Origin of the sequence: Lentzea nigeriaca (assembly GCF_016907955.1) — a bacterium.
GTDB lineage: Bacteria > Actinomycetota > Actinomycetes > Mycobacteriales > Pseudonocardiaceae > Lentzea > Lentzea nigeriaca.
The window spans coordinates 219,776-243,715 of sequence record NZ_JAFBCX010000010.1 but is presented as its reverse complement, the minus strand read 5'-3'; the positions used below and the strand labels follow the sequence as shown (position 1 = coordinate 243,715).

The window sequence follows — 23,940 nt, the reverse complement described above, 5'->3', positions numbered from 1 at the left end:
ACCGTACCGTATGCTGTACGGTACATAGTATGTTCGCGCCTGCCGACCCGCCCAGACTCGGCCAGCTGGACGGAAAACCCCTGCTCGAAGCCCTGCCAGACGTACTCGCCGACGACGGTTACTGGGGAGTGGCCACCGCGACCGCGCTCAACCTGATCGCCCGCGGCCGGATCGTGCCGAGCGTCACCGCGGGCAACCACGACACGTGGCGAATCGGCCCGCTCGACCACGCCGACGAACTGCACCTGCGGCAGCTCGCGGCGCACGGCGACTACGACGAACTGCGCCAGTTCCTCGACGCCGTCGCCGACGCGCTGCCCCGCACCGGCTCCGGGCCGTTCGCCGGGGCCGAACCCCGCGAGGTGCCGGAGCTCAAGGCGTGGGCCGACGAGCAGATCAGGCTGTCGTTGCGCATCGAGACGACCGACGACCTGCGATTCCGCGCGATCGTGCAGGTCCGCGGCATCACCGACCCCTACCCGCGCGACGTGCGCGGATCCGGCCGCGAGCTCGACGCCATCCGCGCGATCGGCCGCGCCACCTGGCCACCGCTGCAACGCCTGCTCGACCAGGCCGAGCTCACCGACGACGAGGTCGCCGAACTGCTCACCACCGACATCGAGGTCCACTGGCCCAAGAACCTCACCACGTCGTTGTCCGCGAAAGCCGTCATCGGAGAACCGAGCGGGAAGTTCACGGCAGGCGACCTGCTCACGTTCGACTGGCAGCTCGCGCTCGGTGGCTCGGCGCTGACCGACGCCGAGATGGACGTCATCGCCGAAGCCGGCCGCCCGGTCGTGCGCCTGCGCGACCAGTGGGTGCTCGTCGACCCCAACCTCAGGAGCAAGGCCCGGCAACAGCTCAACCCGATCACCGCCGTGCACGCCGTGACCGCCGCCCTCACCGGCACCGCGATCATCGACGGCGAACACGTCGAGGTCGCCCCGCACAGCCTCACCACGGCGATCACGACCATCCCGGAGATCGAGGCGCCGGGCGAACTCCGGGCGACCCTGCGCGACTACCAGCTCCACGGCCTGCGCTGGCTCGCCCACATGACCGGCCTCGGTCTCGGCGCCTGCCTCGCCGACGACATGGGCCTCGGCAAGACCATCACCCTCATCGCCCTGCACCTGCACCGGAAGCACGAGCACCCGACGCTGGTCGTCTGCCCGGCCTCACTGCTCGGCAACTGGGAACGCGAGATCCACCGCTTCGCGCCGGGAACGCCTGTGACCCGCTACCACGGTCCACAACGGACACTCGCCGGCGCCGGCATCGTGCTGACCACCTACGGCACCATGCGCCTCGACGCGGAGGCGTTGCGCGACCACAGCTGGGGCATGGTCGTCGCCGACGAGGCCCAGCACGTCAAGAACCCGCACTCCGGCACCGCCAAAGCCCTGCGCTCGATCCCCGCGGCCGCCCGCGTCGCACTGTCCGGCACGCCCGTCGAGAACTCGCTGTCCGAGCTGTGGGCCGTCCTGGACTGGACGACTCCGGGCCTGCTCGGCACGCACCGCGCGTTCCGCACCCGCTGGCCGGAACCCGACGACACCCTCGCCAAGGTCGTGCGGCCGTTCCTGCTGCGCCGCCGCAAGTCAGACCCCGGCGTCGCACCGGAACTGCCCGCGAAGACCGAGACCGACCTGCCCGTCTCGCTCACCACCGAGCAGGCCGCGCTCTACGAAGCGCTGACCAGGGAGATTCTCTACCGGATCGCGACCAGCGACGGCATGGCGCGGCGTGGTCTCGTGCTGAAGCTCCTGACCGGGCTCAAGCAGATCTGCAACCACCCGTCGCACTATCTCGGCCACACCGCGCTGCAGGGCACGTCCGGCAAGCTCGACCTGCTCGACGAACTGCTCGACACGATCATCGCCGAGGACGGCTCGGTGCTGATCTTCACCCAGTACGTCGGCATGGCGCGCCTGCTCGACCAGCACATCCAGTACCCCACCCGGTTCCTGCACGGCGGCACGCCCGTGCCCCAGCGCGAGCGGATGGTCGACGACTTCCAGCAGGGCCGCGCCCCGGTGTTCCTGCTGTCCTTGAAGGCCGCCGGCACCGGCCTCAACCTCACCAGGGCCGACCACGTGATCCACTTCGACCGCTGGTGGAACCCGGCCGTCGAGGACCAGGCCACCGACCGCGCCTACCGCATCGGCCAGACCAGGCCCGTCCAGGTCCACAAGCTCGTCACCGAAGGAACCGTCGAAGAACGCATCGCCGCGCTCCTGCAGGACAAACGCGACCTCGCCGACGCCGTCCTGCACGCGGGAGAAGCCGCCTTCACCGAACTGACCGACGCCGAACTCGCTTCACTGGTGCAGCTCAGGAGCTCTTGATGACCGCACGAGGATTCGCCGCGTTCCCCAAGGTGAAACGCCGTGTCGCCACCACGTGGTGGGGCAAGGCCTGGGTGAAGGCCCTGGAGGACACCGCCCTCGACACGACGCTGCTGCGCCTCGGCCGCCGCTACGCCCACGCCGGCGTCGTCGGCCCGATCACCGTCAGCCCCGGCCGCCTGCACGCGTCCGTGCACGACGACTCCGCGGTCCACAACACCACCGTGCACGTGCCGGTGCTCACCGAAGTCCAATGGGGACGGTTCCTCGACCGCGTCGCCGAGCAGGCTGGCCACATCGCCGCGTTGCTGGACAACGACATGCCCCGCTCGCTGGTCGAGGCCGCCGAAGAGTCCGGTGTGGACCTGCTGCCCGGCATCGGCGACCTCGAACCCGACTGCGACTGCGAAGGCTGGGAGCTGCCGTGCCTGCACGCGGCCGCGCTCGCGTTCCAGGTCGGCTGGCTGCTCGACGCCGACCCGTTCGTCCTCCTGCTGCTCAAGGGGAAACCGGAACAGGAACTCCTCGACGCGGTCCAGCAGCGCGTCGCCGGCCCCGTCGGGACCAGAACACCTGTGGTGGTTTCGCACGAAGCCACAGGTCAGCTGCCCGCGAAACCAGGACTCCCGACCACCACACCTGTGGTGCTCGCGGTCGAACCGCCGCCGGGATTCGAGGCCGCGGAACTCACCGCGCTGATGGAGATCGCGGCGAACAGAGCACGCGCGCTGCTGCGCTCGGGCACTCTGGAGTGGTGATCACCGAGAAGCAGAAGATGATGGCGGGCGAGCTGTACCAGGACTCCGACCCCGAACTGGTCGCCGAACGCCGCCGCGCGCAGCAGCTCGTCGACGAGTTCAACGCCACCCGCTCGCACGCGGTCATCGAGAAGCTCTTCGGGTCCATCGGCGCGGGCTCGTGGGTCATGCCGCGCTTCCAGTGCGACTACGGCTACCAGATCCACATGGGCGCCAACAGCTTCCTCAACTACGACGCCATCCTCATGGACTGCGCCACGATCACCATCGGCGACGACGTCTCCATCGGCCCCCGCACCCAGCTGCTCACCGCGCTGCACCCGATCGAGGACCACGAGGCCCGCCGCCAACGCTTCGAGACCGCCGCACCGATCACCATCGGCGACAACGTGTGGCTGGGCGGCGGCGTCATCGTCTGCGCCGGCGTGACCATCGGCGACAACGCGGTGATCGGTGCGGGCAGCGTCGTCACCCGCGACATCCCGCCGCGCGTGCTCGCCGTCGGCAACCCGTGCAGGGTGGTCCGTGAGCTTTGAACAGGCGATCGCGCACGTCGACGCCCTCGCCACGGGCGGCCCGCTGCCGCGCGATCTCCGCGTCACGCTGAACTTCCACCCAGGCCGCGGCGTCCTGGACGCCCTGACCCGCGAAGGCGTGTACCGGTCGCAGTTCGAGACCGGCACCAGCAACGGCGGTCGCACCGCCCATCCCGGTGGTGCCCGCTGGGAGTGGGAGAGCCGTCTGTTCGGCGGCGCCTACGACGACGCGAACCCCGCCGACCGGCCGAAGTACGGCGCCTTGAACCACCGGCGGCTGCCACACGGCGGTGCGCCCAGGTTCGGCTCGGCGCATCTGCGGCTGAAGGAAGCCATTCTCGACCGGACGACGTTCTGCTATCCCGACAGCGTCTTCGATCCCGTCGACTTCGGCACCGCGCAACGGTTCGCGCTGATCGACCTCGCCGACGCCGACGACCGCGACCCGCTCGACAACTACATCGAGGCCCACGTCCACGGCCCGGTCACGCTCGACGACGTCGAGGCCCTCGTGCTCGACCCGAGCTTCACCGGGACCGTCGACCTGCCGTGCCCGGTCGAGCGGCACGAGGGTTTCCGGCTGTCCACCGAGGAGCTTCAGCACAACGCCGGGTACCGCTCGCCGGAGTCCGTCGCGCTGGGACTGGAGATCGCCGAGAACGGGTTCATCGACCCGCGCGTCGTCGAAAACGCCGAAGCGGCACCACAGGTCGTGAAGCACCTGTGGCACCACCTCGCCCGGTTCGGCTACGGCAGGTAGAGCGACGCCAGCCGCCGCACCACCTCCGCCACGTGCGAGCGCAGCTCGTCCGGTGCGAGCACCTCCACCTCGCCGCCCATCCGCAGCAACATGCCCGTGGCGTGCCCGATCGACTCGATCGGGATCGTCACCCGCACCCATCCGTCATCGTCCACAGCGGACTCCTCGGCCGCCCGCGCCACGGCGGGCACCACGTTGGACGGGAACGACTCGAAACCCCGCCGCGACAACCTGATCACGGCCTCACCGGTGAACTGACGTGCCTGGAAGTCCTCCAGCGACGCCGCCCAGTGCGCCGCCAGGTCGAACCCGGAAGGCCGCTCGAAGGACTCCTCCAGCACGGTGGCCGCCTGGATCTGCGACACCCGGTAGGTCGAGATCCGCGACGAGCCCAGAGCGACCAGGTACCAGCGGCCCGCCTTCAGCACGAGTCCCAGCGGCCGCAGCACGCGCGTCACTTCCTCCGGCGCCCGCCAGCGCCGGTAGGAGACCTCCAGCAGCCGCGAGCGCCACACCGCGTCCGCCACGAGCCCCAGGAACGGCGCGGGCTCCGCCTCGTAGTACCAGGCGGGTGCGTCGAGGTGGAACCGCTCGGCCATGCGGGACGCCCGGTCGCGCATCGACGACGGCAACGCCGCCATCAGCTTGAGCTGCGCCGCCGACACCGCGTCGCCCAAGCCCAGGTCGGCGGCCGCGCCCGGCAGCCCGGCCAGGAACAGCGACTCCGCCTCCTGCTCGGTCAGCCCCGTCAGCCGCGTGCGGTAGCCGTCGAGGAGCTGGTAGCCGCCGGACGGTCCCGCGTCGCCGTAGAGCGGCACCCCGGCAGCGTGCAGCGACTCCACGTCGCGGTAGATCGTGCGGACCGACACCTCCAGCTCGTCGGCCAGCGCCTGCGCCGTCATCCGCCCCTTCGTCTGCAGCAGGAGCAACAACGACACCAACCGGCTCGCGCGCACACGAATACACTGTCACAAGGTGTCAGTGATAGCTCATATGTTCGACACATGGCTTTTTACGAGAAGCAGCTGGCGGTCAAGGAACCGCTGGTCGTCGCGGGCAGACACGTCAAGCGCTACGAGGTCGTCACTCCCGGCCTCGAGATCACCGACGACGTCCGCGCGGCCGCCTACGCGTTCCTGCCCAAGATCTACCCGGACTTCGCCGACCCGACCCCGCCCGCCACGGTCACCGTCCTGCACCGCAGTGCCGCGGGCATGTACCTCAACGCCTACAACTGGGTCTGGGACAACGTCCTGCACTGCCGCACCGCCGTGTCCGGCGACCAGCCGTTCCTCGGCTCGACCGACCCGGACCTCACGCACTTCGGCGTCATCCCGAAGGACCTCATCGGCTGCGTGTGGGAGCTGCCGCCGCTGGAGCACGAACGCAGGGCGTGGGTGCGGCACGTGCTGGAGCCCGGCGAGCCGGACCTCGACGCCTACCTGCTCGACACCATGGCCGAGGGACCGGTGGGCAGATGAGCGAGTGGCAGGGCGCGGCTTCCCGCTGAGAAACGGGCTGAAAACGGGTGGACGGCGGCGTTAGGTTCGCAGACATGACCACTCCGGAGACCGTCGTGCGCGCGCTGGCCGAACCGTCGAGGCTGCGGGCGTTCGCCGCCGTCGTCCTCGGCGCGGGAACACTGGCCGACGTCGCCGCCGCGTCCGGGCTCAAGGTCAAGGACGCGGGCGTCGCGCTGCGGAAACTGCGCGAGGCCGGGCTGGTCGAGGGGGACCCGGCCCGGCCGGCCGACCTCAAGCCGCTCGCCGCGACGCTCACCGAGCAGATGCCCGCCGACGGGCTCGCGCCGTTCGTGCGCGGCGACAAGCTGATCTCGCTGCCGGTCGCGCACGAACGCCGGCGCAAGATCCTCGAGCACGTCGCCTCGAAGGCCTTCGAGCCGCGGACGTACTACGAGGAGACGGAGATCAACGAGCGGCTGCGGGCGTGGTGCGACGGGGGAGAGCTCGACCACGTCACGATCCGCCGCTACCTCGTGGATCTGGGGCTGCTGGAGCGCGGCGGAGGCCTCTACCAGGCTCAGCCCCTGCCGATGTAGGGCATGGTCGTGGCCATCACGGTCATGAACTGCACGTTCACGTCGAGCGGCAGCTGAGCCTGGTACAGCACGGCGTCGGCCACGTGCTGCACGTCGAACGTCGGCTCCGGCCGGACCTCGAAGTCCGCCTGCAGCACGCCCTGGCCCATCCGCTCGGTCAGCTCCGTCGCGGCGTTGCCGATGTCGATCTGCCCGCACGCGATGTTGTGCGCGCGGCCCTCCAGCGACAACGACTTGGTCAGCCCGGTCATCGCGTGCTTGGTCGCGTTGTAGGCCACCGCGTGCGGGCGCGGCACGGTCGCCGAAATAGAGCCGTTGTTGATGATCCGGCCGCCACCACGGGTCTTCATCACCTTGAACGCCTCGCGGGCGCACAGGAACGGCCCGGTCAGGTTCACGCCGACGACCTTCTCCCACGCGCTGAGGCTGAACTCCTCGATCGGCGTGGCGCGGACGTTCGTGCCCGCGTTGTTGAACAACACGTCGACGCGGCCCCACTTCGCGACCACGGCGTCGAACAGCGCGACGACCGAGTCCTCCTGCGACACATCGGTCGGTACAACCAGCGTGCTGTCCGGGAAACCCTCGGCGGTCTCGTGCAGCACGTCCTCGCGCCGACCCGCCAGCGCCACCTGGAAACCCGCCGCCAGCAGGGTTCGCGCCGCCGCACGACCCACACCGGAACCCGCTCCCGTCACGACCGCCACCGCCATCGGTGATCTCCCCTCGATTCAGCGATTGCCCTCAGTGTCCCGTGTGGAGTAATTACCTTGCGTGGAGTGCGAACCGGACATCTGCCTGCTGTGCGCGGGCTCGGGGACCATGTCGTGGCAGCAACCTGTTCCAGGCCCGGAAGGCCTTGTGCTGCACGAGATGTCGCACCCGTGCCCCCGCGGTTGTTCCGGCTGGTGGAGGCTGCCGCACGGTGACCGCGGAGGCGTCGTCCAGGGCAATGTCGCAGGCAATGTCGCACGTGCCAACGAGATTCCGGCGGGACCGTCCACCCTGGCCTGATCACCGAGCGTGAACGATGGGGGTCACCCATTATTGCCGTGACGGTCCCTGCTTGGCGGCTGCGTCCACTCGAAGCAGAGGCGCACACTGATCGTTTGTGAAGGAGTGCAGCCGTTGCCTTGGTTCCGGCCTCAACGAGGACCGGACCGCCTGCCGTGTCTGCGGTGGCCTGGGCCAGGTCCCCAACCGGTAGCCGAGGCTATTTCTTCGTCATCAGGGTCGGGCCGAGGATCCGCCGCGCGATCCGCCGGGTCAGCGACTTCGGCTTGCGTGCGGGCGCCGGCGCGGGAGCTTTGGCCGGCATGTCCACGGGCGTGGTGGCTGGAATGGTCGCCGCTTCCGGTTGCTGGGTCGTGATCTTCGCCATCACCTGGGTCTCCGGCTCAACACTGCCGGGCTGCTGCTCGATCGGCACGCGAAGATCTTGCCATCGCCGTTGCCCACGCCTGCCGCGAGGGGCTACTCCCTGGTACGGCGTGACCCAGGTCACGCAGCACACTCGGTGGTGACGGCCCCAAGCGGAGTGTGATGACCGATACGACCGAGCGCGCGGACATCGGACCACCGGACTCGCGCCTCTGGGAGCAGATCGCGCAAGGCGACCACGCCGCGTTCACCGAGCTGTTCGAACGCCACGCCGAGGCGGTGTGGAACTACGCCTACCGGCTGACCGCGTCCTGGTCGCAGGCGGAAGACCTGCTGTCCGCCACGTTCCTGACGGCGTGGCGCAAGCGCGGCCAGGCCCAGCTGGTGCGTGACTCGGCCCTGCCCTGGCTCTACACGGTGACGGCGAACCGCGCCCGCACCGAGTGGCGTGCCTCGCGCAGGGCGTTGCGGCTGGTCGCGAGGCTGGCGCCGCAGGACGAGCGCGACCACGCCGACGAGGTGGCGGCCCGCACCGACGCCCAGCGCAGGCTCGCCCTCGTGGTGGCCGCCATCGCGAAGCTGCCGTCCTCCGAACGCGAGATCGCCCAGCTCTGCCTGCTCGGCGACGTCTCCACCGCCGACGCCGCCACGCTCCTCGGCATCGCCGAGTCGAGCGTCCGCGCCCGCGTCTCCCGCACCCGCGCCCGGCTGCGCGACCTGACCCCCGAGGACAACGGATGATCGACCAGCTGCCCGAGAACCGCACCCTGCCCGGCGACGTCCGCCTGCGCGCCCGCCGCCGGCTCTCCGAAGGCATGAACCCGCGCCCCGGCACCCGGACACCCCTCCTGATCGCCGCCGGCGTCAGCCTGCTGGCCGCGGGCGGGGTGGTCGCCGGCCAAGCGCTCTACGGCGGGAACGCCGAGCTCGCGGGCCCCTCCTACCCGTACAACGGCCAGTTCGTCGGCAAGGACCTCACGGTCGTCAACCACGTCGAACGCGGCACGGTGAACCCCGACGCGCTGGCCAGGTGCGTCGCCGCGGCCAACGAGCACCCGCCCGCTGCCGAGTGGCAGCCCATCGCCACGAGCAGGCGCAACGGCCTGACGCTCACCGCGTTCCGGAGCCCGGCCGGTGTGTTCTTCTGCGCGAACACCGCGACCACCACCACGATCTCCGCACCGGCAGACACGAAGCTCGACCAGGGCGCGCGCCAGGTGAAGGTCCTCTTCACCACGCCGACCGGTGCGCTGGCCGGTCTGGCCTCGCCGGACGTGAGGTTTCTCAGCTTGTCCAGGATCGGCGACAACGGGTGGAACAACGCCGAGGCCGCGCTGGTCGACGGCCTGTTCCTGGCCCCTAGCGGCTACACGAAGGCCGAGAACGGGTCGAAAGCGCTGGTCAACGGCTCCGACTTCGCGCTGCGCGGGGTGCCCAAGCCGACCCCGTCCGTCGTCGACCGCCCGCTGCCGCCCGCCGATCGCAGCACCCCGGAAGCCCAGAAGCTCGCGGAGTGCCTGCGGGACCGCCCGGTGCCGGACGCCGACCAGTTCGAGGTCGGCGTCACGGCCAAGGTCAGCGCTGCCGGCACGCTGCGGCTCGGCCGGTTCGGCGGCGTGCTGCTGTACTGCCTGGACGGCGGCGAAACCCTGCGCGGCTCGGCCGTCGAGGCCGATGACATGGGCGAGTTCCCCGCACGGACCGTTGCGGCGATCTCCGCGTTCTACGACTTCGTCGGGAGCGAGGCAGGCGGCTCGCAAAGCTCCCACATGGCGGCCGTCGGCCTCGTCACCGACGACCGCGTCGCCTCCATCACCTACACCCGGCCAGGCACGGCCGACGTGCCCGCGTCGATCTCCAACGGCACGTTCGTGCTGGCAGCGCCGTTCATCGACCGGCATCCGGACGCTCGGGTGGTCGTGCGGGACGCGACGGGGAAGGTGCTCGAGACGATCAAGCCGAGGGACGTCCCCTAGACAGGTTGTTTAGCATGGCGAAGTGACTGTGCAGGCGGTGGCTCCGGCCGGGTACAAGTGGATCGCGCTGTCCAACACGACGCTGGGCATGCTGATCGCGACGATCAACTCCTCGATCGTGCTGATCGCGTTGCCCGACATCTTCAAGGGCATCGCCATCAACCCGCTCGACCCGGCCAACACCGGCTACCTGCTGTGGATGATCATGGGGTTCCTGGTCGTCACCGCGGTGCTGGTGGTGAGCTTCGGCCGGCTGGGCGACATGTACGGCCGGGCCCGCATGTACAACCTCGGCTTCGCGATCTTCACGTTCTCGTCGGTGATGCTCGCGATCACCTGGTTCGACGGCGACGCCGCCGCGTTGTGGCTGATCGGCTGGCGGGTCGTGCAGGGAGTCGGCGGGGCGTTCCTGATGGCGAACTCCTCGGCGATCCTCGCCGACGCGTTCCCCGTCACCCAGCGCGGCATGGCGCTGGGCATCAACGGCGTGGCCGCCATCGCCGGCTCGTTCCTCGGGCTGGTGATCGGCGGCCTGCTGGCGCCGGTGAACTGGAACCTCGTCTTCGTCGTCTCCGTGCCGTTCGGGCTGTTCGGCACGGTCTGGGCCTACCTGAAGCTGCACGACACCGGCGAGCGCAGGCACGCCGAGATGGACTGGTGGGGCAACGTCACGTTCGCCGCCGGCCTCATCGCGGTGCTGGTCGGCATCACCTACGGCATCCAGCCGCACGGCACCTCCCAGACCGGCTGGACCAGCCCGCTCGTGCTGACCTGCCTCCTCGGCGGCGCGCTGGTGCTGGCGGCGTTCGTCGTGATCGAGCACCGCGTGCCGAACCCGCTGTTCGACCTGCACCTGTTCCGGCTGCGGTCGTTCACCTGGGGCAACATCGCGAACTTCACCTCGGCGCTCGGCCGCGGCGGCCTGCAGTTCATCCTGATCATCTGGCTGCAGGGCATCTGGCTGCCGCTGCACGGCTACTCCTACGAGGAGACGCCGCTGTGGGCCGGCATCTACATGCTGCCGATGACCGTCGGGTTCCTGCTCGCCGCGCCCGCCGCCGGGATCCTGTCCGACCGGCTCGGCAGCCGCATGCTCGCGTGCACCGGCAACCTGGTCGCGGCGGCGACGTTCGCGTTGCTGATCGCGCTGCCCGTGGACTTCCCGTACTGGGCGTTCGCGCTGATCCTCGTGTTCACCGGGATCGGCATGGGCATGTTCTCCTCGCCCAACCGCGCCGAGGTGATGAACTCGCTGCCCGCGAACGCACGCGGGTCGGGCAGCGGCATGATGACGACCTTCCAGAACACCGCGATGGTGCTGTCGATCGGGTTCTTCTTCAGCCTGATCATCGTCGGGTTCTCCCAGTCGCTGCCCGGCGCGATGCGCACCGGGCTGGTGGAGCACGGCGTGTCGCCCTCGGCCGCCGCGCAGGTCGCCTCGCTGCCCGCGGTGGCCGTGCTGTTCGCGGCGTTCCTCGGCTACAACCCGATCCAGCAGCTGCTCGGCGACCAGCTCGCGACGCTCCCGCCGGACCAGGCCGCGTTCCTCACCGGGCGCGGGTTCTTCCCGAGCCTGATCTCCGGCCCGTTCGCGCAGGGGCTCGCGATCGCGTTCGGCTTCGCGATCGTGCTGTGCCTCGTGTCCGCCGCGGCGTCGCTGCTGTGCGGTAAACCGGTGGACAGACGGGCCAGGATGCCGGTGTGGAAACGGAACGCCTGACCCTGCGTCCGATGTCGCCGTCCGATGTGGACGAGCTGCGCCGGCTGCACGCCGACTCCGAGGTGATGCGGTTCCTCGACCCCGCGCCGGTCGAGGACTACCTCGGTCCGAGTTTTCACGCGGCGGTCGAGAAGGCTTCCGGGCGGTTCGCCGGGTGGTTCGAGTTCAGGCCCGTCGGTGAGGGTGTCGTCGAGCTCGGCTATCGGCTGCACCGCGAGTTCTGGGGCCTCGGGTACGCCACCGAAGGCGGGAAGGCCCTGATCGAGCGCGGTTTCGCGACGGGCGGGGTGCGCAAGGTCGTCGCCACCACGATGTTCGTCAACACGGGCTCGCGGCGCGTGCTGGAGAAGTGCGGACTGCGGCACGTCCGCACGTTTCACGTCGATTGGGACGAGCCGCTGCCGGGCGCGGAATACGGCGAGGTCGAATACGCGCTGACGGAAGAGGAATGGCAACAACGCTAGGGGGAGCGAGATGTGGCAGACGGACTTGGTCGACCTCGACGCGTACTTCGCGCGCACTGGAGCGTCGGCGTCGAGTTCGCTGACGGAGTTGCACGAGGCGCATGTGCGCGCCATCCCGTTCGAGAACATCGACGTGATGCTCGGCCTCGTGCCGTCACTGGACCTCGCCGACATCCAGGCCAAGCTGGTCGGCCGCCGCCGCGGTGGCTACTGCTACGAGCACCAGCTGCTGTTCACGGCGGTGCTGGAACGCCTCGGTCACGAGGTCCGGCGGCGGATGGGCCGGGTGAAGACGGGGCCGCGCACGCACTTCATGTCGATCGTGGACAACCAGCTCGTCGACGTCGGTTTCGGCGCGGGAATGCTGCACCCGATGCCGCTCGTGGACGGCGCGGTCGTGGACCAGGCCGGGTGGCCGCACCGGTTGCGCCGCGACGATCGCCTGTGGGTGCTGGAAAAGCAGGTGGAGGACGGCTGGGAACGCATGCACGCGTTCGAGGAGGACGTCGAACAGTTGCCCGTCGACTACCGGATGGCCAACTACTACGTCGCCACGCACGAGCGTTCGCCGTTCAGCCGCCAGCTCGTCGTCATGCGGCTCGAACCAGGCCTGAGCCGCCGTTTGGTGGGTTCGGAACTCACGATCGAGCATGCCGGTGAGAAACCTGAGAATTCTCAGGTTGAAAACCTCGAGAAAACGCTGGAATCACTGGACATCACGCTCACCGAGAGGGAGCTGAGTCACATCAGCGCAATTCCGGGAACAACTGCGGCGGCACGTTCGTAGTACTGGACATAAGGGGATCGCATATCGGAGGTGTTGCACATGACCACCGCGACTCCGTTCACCGCAGCCGGCAACGCCACAGGCGTCAACGCACTGCCCACGCCGCCCTCGGGCTGGCCGATCGGTTCCTACGCGACCTACGAAGAGGCGCAACGAGCCGTCGACCACCTGGCGGACAACGACTTCCCGGTCGCCGATGTCACCATCGTCGGTGTCGAGCCGATGATCGTCGAACGCGTCACGGGCCGCCTTACCTGGAGCCGCGTCCTCGGCGCCGGTGCCGCGTCCGGCGCGTGGTTCGGCCTGTTCGTCGGTCTGCTGCTGGGCCTGTTCTCGACCGGCGGCGCCCTCGCCCCGATCGTCACGGGCCTCGTCGTCGGTACGGTCTTCGGCCTGGCCGGTGCCGCCATGCGCTACTCGGCGCAGCGCGGCCGCCGCGACTTCGCCTCGACCACCCAGCTCGTGGCGGGCCGCTACGACGTGCTCAGCCACCCGCGCAACGCCGAGCGCGGCAAGGAGATGCTGACCGCGCTCGCCTGGCGGTCATGATCTGAAGACCAGCTCCCACCACACGAGGAAACGCCGTCCCTTCCCAGGGGCGGCGTTTCCTCATACTTGTCCAGGTGTGGATCACTGGGGTGCGAACGCATTGGTGGCGGGCGGCGCTCGCCTCGGCAGGACTCTTCGTGGGCGTGTTCGCCGGGGAGTCCAGCCTGTTCGGGATCGTGCCGATCCTGCTGTGGTGCCTGTTGGCCGGCTACTGGCGCACCGGGGCCGTCGTGGGGCTGATCCTGCTGGTGCTGCTGGTGTGGTTCACGGTGCCGCGCGAACTGGGGTGGTCCGGGCCGTGGGTTCCTTCTTCGCTGGAGTTGTTCTGGCTGCACCCGCTGCTCGCCTCGGTGGTGTGCCTGGCGGGCCTCGCGGTCGAGCGGCGGATGCTCGCCGGGGTATGGCTGCTGACCATGGTGTTGATCGGATTCGTGGGCACCGTGCTCGTCCTGCTCTGGCAGCACGAGGCCAAGCCCGGCGACGAAGGCGTGGTGCCGGGACCAGCCGGGGTGCGGATCGTCGAGGGAGCGGGCCGGTGCGGTTCCGGGGGCTGCGCTCGTGAACTCACCGCGACCGGAGACCGCGCGATCGACGTGATGCGCGCCCATCTGACGTCTCGAGGATTCGGCGCCGCGCCCCCGCTCTCCCGCGACGAGCGGATGTGCCGGGTGACCGGCCTCGCGGTGGAGCACGAGGTCTGCGCGGAACTGCGGGTTCAGGCGGCGAACAGCGTCCGGGTCGTCTGGTACGTCAACAGGTCCTGAAGGAAAGGGGCGGCAGACGCCGCCTTCGCTCACCCACGCACCGGAGCCAATTTCCGTAGGCCATACGGTATTGTTTCCGTATGGCCTACGGAAATGGGGTGGAGGGATGGCCGCCGAACGCAGCGGCGGGGGAGACCCGGCCAGGACGATCGCGCTGCTCTGGCGCTCGCCGCCGGAACCGAAACCGGTCGGCAGGAAACCCAGGGTGAGCGTCGACCAGATCGTCACCGCGGCGATCGCGGTGGCCGACCGCGAAGGGCTCGGCGCGATGTCGATGGCCCGCGTCGCGCAGGAGCTGACCGTCGGCACGATGTCGCTCTACACGCACGTGCCCGGCAAGGCCGAGCTCATCGACCTGATGGCGGACACCGTGCTGCAGGAGCGTGATCTCACGCCCGAAGGCACATGGCGTGAGCGCATCAGGCACTACGCCGACCGCACGCGCGCGGTGTACCAGGCACACCCGTGGATGCGTGACGTGTCGATGGTGCGCCCACCGCTCGGTCCCGGTCTGATGGACGGCCAGGAGTTCGTGCTGGCCGCGCTGGCCGACTCCGGTCTCGAACCGCGGCAGGTCACGGTGGCGCACGTGGCGATCGAGGGCTTCGTCCACGGCGCGGCCGCGTCCGAAGTGGACGATCAACAGCTGGAGGAGCGGACCGGCGAGTCCGGCGACTCGTGGTGGGGCGCGCGGCAGCTGTTCTGGGACGACTACTTCGACGTCGAGCGCTATCCGACGATGACGAGCCTGTGGAACGCCGGCGCCTACGACACCGGCGGCACGCTCGCGGACAACGTGCGGGGCTCGTTCGACTACGGCCTCGAGAAGCTGCTGGACGGAATCGAAGGGGGCTTGCGATGACGATCCTGGTGACCGGCGCGACCGGCACCGTCGGCAGGTTGGTGGTGCGGGGGCTCGCCGGCCGGGCGGACGTGCGGGCGATGACGCGTGACCCCGCCAAGTCCGATCTCGCGGTGGAGACCGTGCGGGGCGACCTCGACGCCCCGGAGAGCATCCCGTTCGACGGCGTGGAGAAGCTCTACCTGTTCGCGCACCCGCCGACCGCGCAGGAGGTCGTCGACCGCGCGGTGAAGGCCGGGGTGCGCAGGATCGTCACACTGTCCTCGGGTGCGGTGACCCACGGCTACGACACCAGCCACCACCTGCCGGTCGAGCAGGCCGTCGAGGCGTCCGGCGTGGAGTGGACGCATCTGCGGCCCGGCGAGTTCGCGGCCAACAAGATCGACCTGTGGGGACCGTCGATCCGCGCGGACGGCACGATCGTGCACCCCGACCCTGACGCGTTCGGGCAGCCGATCCACGAGGCGGACATCGCCGAGGTGGCCGTGCGGGCTTTGCTGGAGGACGGGCACGCGGGCAGTGCCTACAACCTGTCCGGGCCGCCTCAGCTCACGCAACGGCAGATGGCGACGGCGATCGGCGCGGCGATCGGCCGCGAGCTGCGGTTCGTCGAGGTCACCGTGGACGAGGCGCTCGCCTACTACGTGAGCCTCGGCTGGCCGCAGGAGATCGCTCGGTACATCCTCGGGCTCGGCGGGTACGAGGGTGGGGAGCCCGACGACTTCTCCGGCTACGAGTTCGTGGTCCAGCCGGACTTCGAAGCCGTCACCGGCAAGCCGTACCGGACGTTCGCGCAGTGGGCACGCGATCACGTCGCGGACTTCACCGCGTGAAGCTGATCGCCACCGGCCTCGACGGAACGCTCGACGCGCCGCGGTCCGCCGGACGCTGACGAACGAGGACGACGGCGTGGCCGTCGCCCTCGAAGATCTGTTGCGGGGCTGATCTTCGCGTCGATTTCGGCACCTCCTCGTTCGACGTCTCCGCAGGGGAGAGAGATCGAGGAGGTCCGGTGCGGTTCATGGTGTTCGTGAGAAGCCCGAAGCCGTTGGCGGCGCTGTACCGCGACACCCTGCTGCGAGCGGGCGTGCTGCTCGACGCGGGCGACCTGGTGCCGCACGCGTACGGGGTGTCCGGGTACTGGCTGATTGACGTCCGTGACCAGGAGGAAGCGGTGGAACGCGTCCGGCGCATCCCCCTTCCGGCGTGCGTCGTGGAAATACGGGAGGTGCCTGTGGTCTGATGCCTCCATGGGGGCTACCACCTCGGTGCACCGCACCATCGACGCGGTCTGGCGGATGGAGTCGGCGAAGGTCATCGCCGCGCTCGCCCGGTACGTGCGCGACGTGGGCCTGGCCGAGGAGATGGCCCAGGACGCGCTCGTGGCGGCGCTGGAGCAGTGGCCGGTCGAAGGTGTGCCGAAGAATCCCGGCGCCTGGCTGATGACGACGGCCAAGCGCCGGGCGATCGACCAGATCCGGCGGCGGGAGAACTTCAACCGCAAGGTCGAGGAGATCGGGCGGGAGATCCAGGAGGTCACTCCTGACGCCAGCGAGGGCGTCGACGACGAGATCGGCGACGACCTGCTGAGCCTGATCTTCACGGCCTGCCACCCTGTGCTCGGCACCGAGGCGCGGGTGGCGCTGACGCTGAAGATGCTGGGCGGTCTCAAGACCGAGGAGATCGCCCGCGCGTTCCTGGTCAGCGACTCGACGGTGGCGCAGCGGATCGTGCGGGCCAAGAAGGCGCTGGCCGACGCCGGTGTGCCGTTCGAGGTGCCGGAGGGGCCCGAGCTGGCGACGCGGCTCGCGTCCGTCCTCGAGGTGATCTACCTGATCTTCAACGAGGGCTACTCCGCCACCCAGGGCGACGACTGGATGCGGCCGGAACTGTGCGCGGAGGCGCTGCGGCTCGGCCGCGTGCTCGCGGAGCTCGCGCCGAAGGAGGCCGAGGTCCACAGCCTGGTCGCGCTGATGGAGATCCAGGCCTCCCGCTCCAAGGCCCGCACCGGCCCCGGTGGCGAACCGGTGCTGCTGCTCGACCAGGACCGCGGCAGGTGGGACTGGCTGCTCATCGGCCGCGGCCTCAAGGCCCTCGAACGTGCCGAGGCGCTCAACCAGCCGCCCGGTCCCTACTACGTGCAGGCCGCTCTCGCCGCGTGTCACGCCCGCGCGCGCAAGGCCGAGGACACCGACTGGCAGCGTATCGCCTCGCTCTACCAGGTGCTCGCGCAGATCTCGCCGTCACCGATCGTCGAGCTCAACCGCGCGGTGGCGTTGTCGATGGCGTTCGGGCCCGCCGCCGGGCTCGCGCTGGTCGACGAGATCGCCGGCGAGAAGGCGTTGCAGGGCTACCACCTGCTGCCCAGCGTCCGCGGCGACCTGCTGCTCAAGCTCGGCCGCACGAACGAGGCGAAGGCCGAGTTCGAGAAGGCCGCCTCGCTGACCCGCAACGAACGTGAGAAGACGCTGCTGCTCGAACGTGCGGCCGCCTGCGTCTAACTCAGTGCGAGCTTCACGCCGAGCGCGGCGAACGAGGCCGCGAAGCAGCGCCGCAGCCACACCATCACGCGCGGCCGGGACAGCACCTGGTCGCGCATCGAGGCGGCGAAGAGCCCGTACACCACGAAGCCCGCGAACGTCAGCGCCATGAACACCGCGCTCAACCGCACCATCTCGGCCGGGGTGGTGGCGAACTGCGGCAGGAACGCCACGAAGAAGATCGTCAGCTGGGGTTCAGCACGTTCAGCAGCACGGCGTTGACGATGATCTTCGACGCCGATGCCCGCGGTGTGTCGGTGGAGACCACGAGCTCGCTCTTGTCCCGCAACGTGCTCCACGCCAGGAACACCAGGTAGGCGACGCCGAGGTACTTCACGACCTCGAACGCCGGCGCGCTCGCGTGCAGCAGGGCCGCGAGCCCCGTGACGGTGGCGACCACCTGCGGCACGATCCCGAGCGTGCAGCCGAACGCGGCGATCACACTCGCCCTGCGTCCGTGGGCGAGACCGGCGGACAACGTGTACAGCACTCCGGTGCCGGGTGTGGCGACCGCGATCAAGGTGGTGATCAGGAAGGCGAGGCTCATGCCGATGACTGTGCCGCTCAGGCGGTCCAGAAAGCAGAGCCAAAATGGGGCCGCGAAGTTGGACCACTTCCGATGTCGAAACCCGTTGGTCGGCTCCGTCCCCTGGGCATGACCATCAAGAGCATGCACCACGTCGGCATCACCGTCACCGATCTCGCCGCGGCGGTCGCGTTCTTCGAGGAGCTCGGCATGGAGCTCGAAGGCAAGGCGCACATGGAGGGCGATTTCGTCGACGGAGTCATCGGCCTCGACGGTTCCCGCAGCGAGATCGCGATGCTGAAGACCCCGGACGGTCAGTACCGGATCGAGTTCAGCCAGTTCGAGGCCCCTCAAAGCATCGACGGCAGCTCCCATGCTCCGATTCACGCCCTCGGCCTGCGGCACATCGCTTTCGTCGTCGACGACCTCGACGACACCCTCGCCCGGCTCCGGCCCCACGGCGCCGAGGTGGTGCGGAACATCGAGACCTACCAGAACACGGTCAAGACCTGCTACGTCCGCGGCCCCGAGGGAATCCTCGTCGAGCTGGGCGAGTACTTCAGCTGAGCGCCCGCGCGTACGCCGCGGGGGAGACGCCGACGGTCTGGGTGAAGTCGCGAACGAGGTGGGCCTGGTCGCTGTAGCCCAGGTCGGCGGCCAGCCTCGCCCACTCCACCTCGGATTCCGCGCGTTCCAGCGCCTCGTGGATGCGATACCGCAGGATGACCCACTTCGGGCTCACACCCACGTAGTCCGCGAACAGCCGTTGCATCGTCCGTACCGACACGCCCTCGGCTCGCGCGAAGCCGGCGACCTTGCGGATCTCCCGGTCCTCGCGGACGCGCTGCACGAGGTCCATCGCGAGCGTCGCCTGCGGATCCGGTGCCGGTCCCAGGCCCAGCAGGAACTCGTCGAGCGCCGCGACCCGCTCGTCTTCGTCCTCCAACAGCACGGTTTCAGCGGGAATGTCGGTCAGCCGCACGTGCCGCCCGGTCCACTCGGACACCGGCTCGGAGCGGAAGACCCGGAACCCGCCCGGCCGGAACTGCACTCCCGCGACGCGAACCCGTCCGTGCAGTGTCCGGCTGAACAGTCCGAGCCCCACGCCTGCGAGCTCCGGATGCGCGTGTCCGTGTTCGAAGACGATGTTCACGGACGGATGCGGCACGACGTGCGAGGTGTAGGGCGTGTCCAGGGAGCCGTCGATCAGCCAGTAGTGCTCCAGGTACGGCCGCAGCTCGGCGCACGGCAGGCGGCGGCGGAACCGCACGCGGGCGAACAGCTCGCGCGCGTCCACGATCCCCCGAGTGTCACGACGCGGCCCCTGCACAGCGCAGATCCTAGGTTGGCGCGTTTCTTCAAGAGCGGCCAACGGCGTGGCCATAGCGTCAACCCCATGAAGCTCAGCGTTCTTCTCGACCGGGCGCGCGACCACGCGCTGCCCGTCATCGCCGGCATCAGCGACGGCGACCTGACCAAGCCCACCCCGTGCGCCGACTACGACGTCCGCGCCCTGCTCGACCACCTGCTGCACGTGGTCGTCGAGTTCCAGAAGCTCGCAGTCAAACAGGACGCCGACTTCAGCCACACTCCGTCCTACCCGGACTGGCGCGCCCAGTTCCCCGCGGAGACCGCCAAGCTCGTGGAGGCCTGGAGCCGGCCGGGCGCGGACGAGGGCATCGCCGGGAGCATGAACATGCCCGCGCAGACCGTGGGCGGGATGGCGTTGCTCGACCTCACGATCCACGCCTCGGACCTCGCGCAGGCAACCGGGCAGCGCTTCGAACCCGACCCAGAGGTGCTGACCGAGGTGGCGGCCCTCGTCAAGCAGATGGGCCCGATGGCTCAGGAGTGGAACGTGTTCAAGGCGCCCGTCGAGGCGCCCGCCGACGCGTCGCCACTGGAGGAAGTCCTGGCGAACACCGGCCGCGCCCCGCGCTGGAGTGCTTGACTGGCGGCATGCTGACCATCGGGATGCTCGGCGGGATGAGCTGGGAGAGCAGCGCGGAGTACTACCGGCTCGCGAACACCGTGGTGCGGGAACGCCTCGGCGGCCTGCACTCCGCGAAGATCGTGCTGCACTCGGTGGACTTCGCCGAGATCGAACGCATGCAGGTCGAGGGCAGGTGGGACGACGCGGGCAAGGCGCTCGCCGAGGCCGCCGCACAGGTGCAGGCGGGCGGAGCGGACTTCCTGCTGCTGTGCACCAACACCATGCACAAGGTGTTCGACCAGGTGCAGGCCGCCGTCGACATCCCGATGATCCACCTCGGCGACACGACCGCGGCCGCCATCAGGAAGGCGGGGCTGACCACGGTCGGCCTGCTCGGCACAGGGTTCACGATGGACCAGCCGTTCTACCGGGAACGTCTGGAGTCGCACGGGTTGCGCGTGCTGCTGCCGTCCACACAGGACCGTGCCACCGTGCACCGGATCATCTACGACGAGCTGTGCGTCGGCATCGTCCGCGACGAGTCACGCCGCGCCTACCAGGACGTGATCGCACGGTTCGAAGGGGCGGAAGGAATCATCCTCGGCTGCACCGAGATCGAGCTCCTGATCACCCAGGCCGACGTGCCGCTTCCGGTGTTCCCGACGACCCGCCTGCACGTCGAGGCGGCCGTGGAGCGGGCGGTTGGTGTGAATATGTGATCTGATCCCGTTGCAACGCGACCACGGTGGGAAGTGTTTCCCTCACTGAGGGCCAAGACACCTCCACAGTGAACCAGGGGAGTTCGCGTTGAAACGATCACATCTCGCCGCAGGGCTGACGGCTGTCGTGGTGGCCACCACGGCAGCCGTTCCCGTTTCGGCGGCACCGGACCAACCAGGGGTGCGTGCGGCAGGGCTGACCACCACGGTCACGCTCGTCACCGGTGACGAGATCGTCGTCACCGGCGGCAAGGTCCGGCCGCGTGCGGCCAAGGGCAGGGAGAACGTCGCGTTCCGCACCTTCACCGACCCGCGCGGCGACCTCCACGTCGTCCCGTCCGACGCCCAGGCAAGGGTGGACTCCGGTGAGCTGGACGAGCGGCTGTTCGACGTCTCGCTGCTCGCCAGATCCGGCTACGACGACACCTCCAGCAAGACCATTCCGCTGATCGTGCAGGGGCAGGGGATCAGCGCGGCGGGCGCGGAGTCGTTGCCGAGCATCGGCGCTCACGCCGTGACGGTCGACAAGAACGGCGGCTTCTGGACCGGTGTCAGGGCGGCGGGCACCGGACGCATCTGGCTCGACGGCAAGGTCACCGCGTCGCTGGACCGCAGCGCCGCGCAGGTCGGCGCACCCCAGGCGTGGGAGAAGGGCTTCACCGGCTCCGGCGTGACGGTGGCCGTGCTCGACACCGGCATCGACGAGACGCACCCCGACCTCGCGGGCGCTGTCGTCGAGTCGAAGAACTTCAGCGACAGCAACACCACCGACGACCGCGTCGGCCACGGCACGCATGTCGCGTCCACGATCACGGGTGAGGGCAAGTACAAGGGCATCGCGCCCGACTCGAAGATCGTCAACGGCAAGGTGCTCGGTGACTACGGCGACGGCCGTGAGAGCGACATCATCGCCGGCATGGAGTGGGCCGCCACCAAGGCCAAGGTCGTCAACATGAGCCTGGGCAGCCCGTGGCCCGACGAGGGCGAAGACCCGATGGCCCTGGCGCTCAACCGGATCACCGCGCAGACCGGTGCGCTGTTCGTGGTCGCCGCCGGCAACTCCGGTGGCGCGGTCGGCTCTCCCGCGTCCGCCGACGCAGCCCTCACCGTCGGCGCCGTGGACCGCAACGACAACCTCGCCGAGTTCTCCTCCCGCGGCCCGCGCTGGGAGAACAACGCGGTCAAGCCCGACATCACCGCACCGGGCGTCGACATCGTCGCGGCGAAGGCTCGCAACGGCCAGATCGGCACGCCTGTCGGTGACGCGCACGTCGCGTTGTCCGGCACCTCGATGGCGACCCCGCACGTGGCGGGCGCGGCGGCGATTCTGGCCGCGCAGCACCCGGGGTGGAAGGCCCAGGACATCAAGGCGGCGCTGATGAACACCGCCAAGCCCAACCCGTCGTTGACCATCTACGACCAGGGCGCGGGACGTCTCGACGTGGGCCGCGCCGTGTCCGCCGGGGTGTCCACGTCCGTCGGCAGCCTTTCGCTGGGCATCGCGCAGTGGCCGCACGACGACGACAAGCCCATCACGCAGAAGGTGACCTACCGCAACAGCGGCACCTCCGAGGTGACCGTCGACCTGACGGTCGGCGAGGTGAAGCCCGCGGCGTCCGGCCTGTTCAGCGTGTCGCCGGCGAAGCTGACGATCCCCGCCGGCGGCTCGGCGGACGCCGTGGTCACCGCCGACACGCGTGCTTCCGTGCCGGACGGCATCTACGGGGCCGCGCTCCTGTCGTCCGACGGTGTCCGCGTGTCGGTCGGCGTGGTGAAGGAGGTCGAGAGCTACAACGTGAAGCTCACGTTCCTCGACCTGAACGGCAACGCACCGGAGAGCTACACCTACCGGTTCGTCAGCATCGACCAGCAGAAGGCGTACCGCCGCTCCGTCACGGCCGGCACGTTCGTCCAGCGCCTGCCCAAGGGCTCGTACTTCCTCGACTCGTCGGTCTACACGCGCAACGCCGACCCGACGAAACGCGGCCACACCACCGCCGCGATCGAGCCGGCGTTCAGCGTCACCGGCAACACCGACCTCGTGATCGACGCACGCGATGGCAAGAAACCCGCCATCACGGTCGACCAGAAGGAGGCCGCACCGGCGGCGTCCGAGCTGGGCTTCGACATGCAGACCAACTGGGGCAGCACGGGCACCACCTGGATCCTGCGCGACTTCGATGACCTGGCGGTCCGCCCGTCCAAGACGGCTTGGCCGAAGTTCACGTTCTACGCGCAGAGCGTCCTGGCCCGCCCGGACGGCAACGGCACCTTCGCGGGCAGCCCGTACCAGTACCACGTGCGGATCACCGACAAGAGCCGTGTGCCCGCCGACCTGCAACGCACCGTCCCCGACCGCGAGCTGGCCCACGTGAACTCCGTGACGCACGCCCGCGTACCGGGTTCGATCGGCGAGCGCGACAGCGGCGCCTCCGGCCCGCTCCCGTTGCGGCTCAAGGAGTTCTACACGCCCGACGTCGAGTGGACCGGCTCGCTGACCGAGTTCGCGAAGCTCGGCGAGTACCCCAGCCACGGCTACCAGTACTCGGCCCTGCCCCGCGCGTTCAAGCGGGACCGGACCGTCACCGAACACTGGAACAGCGCCGTGTACGGCCCCGGCGTACCCAACGACCCGCGTGTCGTCCGGTACGCCGGCCGCCGAGGCGACCAGCTGCGCCTGGACGTGTCGATCTTCGGCGCCCAGGGCATGTCCGGCGGCAGCCAGCACACCGGCCGCACGACCATCAGCCTCGACGGCAAGGTGCTCTACGAGGGCACCTACGCGGGCTCGGGCTACGTGCAGAGCGCGCCCGCGGAGAAGAAGCGCTACCAGGCCCACGTCGAGGCGACCCGCGACTCGCAGTCGTCGCAGATCACCACCGACTGGTCGTTCACGTCCGAGCACGTGACCGGCGAGGAGTTCAAGCCGATCCCGCTGCTCGCGGTCCGGTTCGCGCCGCGGCTCGACGAGTTCAACCGCGCGGGCAAGGTCGTCACCGTGCCGATCACGGTGGAGCGCAACGGAACCGGCACCGTCACCGACATCAAGGACCCGGCGGTGCAGGTGTCCTACGACGAGGGCAAGACGTGGAAGCCGTTGCCGCTGCGCAGGACGCGTGCCGGCTGGCAGGTCACGTTGGTCCATCCGCACGGGGCCAAGAACGTGTCGTTCAAGGCTCGGGCGGCGGACGCGGGTGGCGAGGTCTCGCAGACCATCATCCGCGCGTACGACCTGAAGTGACGGCGTGAGGGGCCGGGT

Annotated in this window: 27 protein-coding genes; 21 read left to right on the top strand and 6 right to left on the bottom strand. The window is 69.5% G+C overall.

What is annotated here, in order from left to right; genetic code table 11:
- Positions 1 to 29 precede the first annotated feature (29 nt).
- Genes JOD27_RS31205 through JOD27_RS31190 form a run of 4 tightly spaced genes read left to right on the top strand, consistent with a single transcriptional unit; the run spans position 30 to position 4,402 of the window.
- The gene (locus tag JOD27_RS31205) at positions 30 to 2,348 is read left to right on the top strand and encodes a DEAD/DEAH box helicase (protein ID WP_204765871.1); all 2,319 of its coding nucleotides are present in this window, start codon (positions 30 to 32) and stop codon (positions 2,346 to 2,348) included.
- A complete protein-coding gene (locus JOD27_RS31200; protein WP_204765870.1) occupies positions 2,348 to 3,106 on the top strand; it encodes an SWIM zinc finger family protein in 759 nt (252 codons plus the stop codon). The genes JOD27_RS31205 and JOD27_RS31200 overlap by 1 nt, the downstream gene beginning before the upstream one ends.
- Positions 3,107 to 3,123: 17 nt before the next feature.
- Entirely contained in the window at positions 3,124 to 3,642 is a 519-nt protein-coding gene (locus JOD27_RS31195) for a sugar O-acetyltransferase (protein WP_239569771.1), read from the top strand.
- Positions 3,632 to 4,402 carry a DUF3626 domain-containing protein gene (locus JOD27_RS31190; RefSeq protein WP_204765868.1) on the top strand — a complete coding sequence of 257 codons (771 nt, stop codon included), beginning with the start codon at positions 3,632 to 3,634 and terminating at the stop codon, positions 4,400 to 4,402. Before JOD27_RS31195 ends, JOD27_RS31190 begins: the two co-directional genes overlap by 11 nt.
- On the opposite strand, the gene JOD27_RS31185 is transcribed toward JOD27_RS31190, so the two are convergent.
- Positions 4,390 to 5,358: a helix-turn-helix transcriptional regulator gene (locus JOD27_RS31185; protein WP_204765867.1), complete on the bottom strand. Its 969-nt coding sequence runs from the start codon at positions 5,356 to 5,358 to the stop codon at positions 4,390 to 4,392. The genes JOD27_RS31190 and JOD27_RS31185 overlap by 13 nt on opposite strands.
- A gap of 48 nt (positions 5,359 to 5,406) precedes the next feature.
- On the opposite strand from JOD27_RS31185, the gene JOD27_RS31180 reads away from it, so the two are divergent.
- Both JOD27_RS31180 and JOD27_RS31175 read left to right on the top strand, forming a co-directional pair.
- Positions 5,407 to 5,883, top strand: coding sequence for a hypothetical protein (locus JOD27_RS31180; protein WP_204765866.1), 477 nt, complete (start codon positions 5,407 to 5,409; stop codon positions 5,881 to 5,883).
- A 74-nt stretch (positions 5,884 to 5,957) separates the two neighbouring features.
- Positions 5,958 to 6,461, top strand: a complete 504-nt coding sequence (locus tag JOD27_RS31175) for a DUF2087 domain-containing protein (protein WP_204765865.1) — start codon at positions 5,958 to 5,960, stop codon at positions 6,459 to 6,461.
- Here JOD27_RS31175 and JOD27_RS31170 read toward each other — a convergent pair.
- Together JOD27_RS31170 and JOD27_RS31165 are read right to left on the bottom strand one after the other, a co-directional pair.
- Complete coding sequence (locus JOD27_RS31170; protein WP_204765864.1) at positions 6,443 to 7,174, bottom strand: SDR family oxidoreductase; 732 nt, start codon at positions 7,172 to 7,174, stop codon at positions 6,443 to 6,445. The two genes, JOD27_RS31175 and JOD27_RS31170, sit on opposite strands and share 19 nt — an antisense overlap.
- 500 nt (positions 7,175 to 7,674) lie before the next feature.
- Positions 7,675 to 7,890, bottom strand: a complete 216-nt coding sequence (locus JOD27_RS31165; protein ID WP_204765863.1) for a hypothetical protein — start codon at positions 7,888 to 7,890, stop codon at positions 7,675 to 7,677.
- A gap of 113 nt (positions 7,891 to 8,003) precedes the next feature.
- On the opposite strand from JOD27_RS31165, the gene JOD27_RS31160 reads away from it, so the two are divergent.
- The 11 genes from JOD27_RS31160 to JOD27_RS31110 all read left to right on the top strand — a co-directional run bounded on the left by JOD27_RS31160 (position 8,004) and on the right by JOD27_RS31110 (position 17,464).
- Positions 8,004 to 8,582, top strand: a complete 579-nt coding sequence (locus JOD27_RS31160) for an RNA polymerase sigma factor (protein ID WP_204765862.1) — start codon at positions 8,004 to 8,006, stop codon at positions 8,580 to 8,582.
- Entirely contained in the window at positions 8,579 to 9,817 is a 1,239-nt protein-coding gene (locus tag JOD27_RS31155) for a hypothetical protein (protein WP_204765861.1), read from the top strand. Before JOD27_RS31160 ends, JOD27_RS31155 begins: the two co-directional genes overlap by 4 nt.
- An 88-nt stretch (positions 9,818 to 9,905) precedes the next feature.
- On the top strand, positions 9,906 to 11,537 hold the full coding sequence (locus JOD27_RS31150; RefSeq protein WP_204765945.1) for an MFS transporter: 1,632 nt from the start codon (positions 9,906 to 9,908) through the stop codon (positions 11,535 to 11,537).
- The gene (locus JOD27_RS31145; protein WP_307830429.1) at positions 11,519 to 12,001 is read left to right on the top strand and encodes a GNAT family N-acetyltransferase; all 483 of its coding nucleotides are present in this window, start codon (positions 11,519 to 11,521) and stop codon (positions 11,999 to 12,001) included. The genes JOD27_RS31150 and JOD27_RS31145 overlap by 19 nt, the downstream gene beginning before the upstream one ends.
- 10 nt (positions 12,002 to 12,011) lie before the next feature.
- Positions 12,012 to 12,788: an arylamine N-acetyltransferase family protein gene (locus JOD27_RS31140; protein WP_204765860.1), complete on the top strand. Its 777-nt coding sequence runs from the start codon at positions 12,012 to 12,014 to the stop codon at positions 12,786 to 12,788.
- A 39-nt stretch (positions 12,789 to 12,827) separates the two neighbouring features.
- Entirely contained in the window at positions 12,828 to 13,337 is a 510-nt protein-coding gene (locus JOD27_RS31135) for a YflT domain-containing protein (protein ID WP_204765859.1), read from the top strand.
- An 89-nt stretch (positions 13,338 to 13,426) separates the two neighbouring features.
- Positions 13,427 to 14,101 (top strand): hypothetical protein, encoded by a 675-nt coding sequence (locus JOD27_RS31130; RefSeq protein ID WP_239569637.1) that lies wholly within the window; start codon positions 13,427 to 13,429, stop codon positions 14,099 to 14,101.
- 106 nt (positions 14,102 to 14,207) lie between these two features.
- Positions 14,208 to 14,963 carry a TetR/AcrR family transcriptional regulator gene (locus JOD27_RS31125; RefSeq protein ID WP_204765857.1) on the top strand — a complete coding sequence of 252 codons (756 nt, stop codon included), beginning with the start codon at positions 14,208 to 14,210 and terminating at the stop codon, positions 14,961 to 14,963.
- On the top strand, positions 14,960 to 15,796 hold the full coding sequence (locus JOD27_RS31120; RefSeq protein WP_204765856.1) for an NAD(P)H-binding protein: 837 nt from the start codon (positions 14,960 to 14,962) through the stop codon (positions 15,794 to 15,796). The genes JOD27_RS31125 and JOD27_RS31120 overlap by 4 nt, the downstream gene beginning before the upstream one ends.
- Before the next feature lie 179 nt (positions 15,797 to 15,975).
- The gene (locus tag JOD27_RS31115; RefSeq protein WP_204765855.1) at positions 15,976 to 16,206 is read left to right on the top strand and encodes a YciI family protein; all 231 of its coding nucleotides are present in this window, start codon (positions 15,976 to 15,978) and stop codon (positions 16,204 to 16,206) included.
- A gap of 7 nt (positions 16,207 to 16,213) precedes the next feature.
- Positions 16,214 to 17,464 (top strand): RNA polymerase sigma factor, encoded by a 1,251-nt coding sequence (locus tag JOD27_RS31110; protein WP_204765854.1) that lies wholly within the window; start codon positions 16,214 to 16,216, stop codon positions 17,462 to 17,464.
- On the opposite strand, the gene JOD27_RS46900 is transcribed toward JOD27_RS31110, so the two are convergent.
- Both JOD27_RS46900 and JOD27_RS46895 read right to left on the bottom strand, forming a co-directional pair.
- Complete coding sequence (locus tag JOD27_RS46900; protein WP_307830428.1) at positions 17,461 to 17,676, bottom strand: hypothetical protein; 216 nt, start codon at positions 17,674 to 17,676, stop codon at positions 17,461 to 17,463. The genes JOD27_RS31110 and JOD27_RS46900 overlap by 4 nt on opposite strands.
- An 11-nt stretch (positions 17,677 to 17,687) precedes the next feature.
- Positions 17,688 to 18,050, bottom strand: coding sequence for a LysE family translocator (locus tag JOD27_RS46895; protein WP_307830427.1), 363 nt, complete (start codon positions 18,048 to 18,050; stop codon positions 17,688 to 17,690).
- Between the two features lie 108 nt (positions 18,051 to 18,158).
- Here JOD27_RS46895 and JOD27_RS31100 point away from each other — a divergent pair, with 108 nt between their 5' ends.
- The gene (locus JOD27_RS31100; protein WP_204765853.1) at positions 18,159 to 18,596 is read left to right on the top strand and encodes a VOC family protein; all 438 of its coding nucleotides are present in this window, start codon (positions 18,159 to 18,161) and stop codon (positions 18,594 to 18,596) included.
- Here JOD27_RS31100 and JOD27_RS46890 read toward each other — a convergent pair.
- Positions 18,589 to 19,326: a DUF6597 domain-containing transcriptional factor gene (locus tag JOD27_RS46890; protein WP_307830426.1), complete on the bottom strand. Its 738-nt coding sequence runs from the start codon at positions 19,324 to 19,326 to the stop codon at positions 18,589 to 18,591. The genes JOD27_RS31100 and JOD27_RS46890 overlap by 8 nt on opposite strands.
- A 99-nt stretch (positions 19,327 to 19,425) precedes the next feature.
- Here JOD27_RS46890 and JOD27_RS31090 point away from each other — a divergent pair, with 99 nt between their 5' ends.
- The 3 genes from JOD27_RS31090 to JOD27_RS31080 all read left to right on the top strand — a co-directional run bounded on the left by JOD27_RS31090 (position 19,426) and on the right by JOD27_RS31080 (position 23,922).
- A complete protein-coding gene (locus tag JOD27_RS31090) occupies positions 19,426 to 19,980 on the top strand; it encodes a TIGR03086 family metal-binding protein (RefSeq protein WP_204765851.1) in 555 nt (184 codons plus the stop codon).
- Between the two features lie 8 nt (positions 19,981 to 19,988).
- Positions 19,989 to 20,681 carry an aspartate/glutamate racemase family protein gene (locus tag JOD27_RS31085; RefSeq protein ID WP_204765850.1) on the top strand — a complete coding sequence of 231 codons (693 nt, stop codon included), beginning with the start codon at positions 19,989 to 19,991 and terminating at the stop codon, positions 20,679 to 20,681.
- 88 nt (positions 20,682 to 20,769) lie between these two features.
- Entirely contained in the window at positions 20,770 to 23,922 is a 3,153-nt protein-coding gene (locus tag JOD27_RS31080; RefSeq protein WP_204765849.1) for a S8 family serine peptidase, read from the top strand.
- Positions 23,923 to 23,940 lie beyond the last annotated feature (18 nt).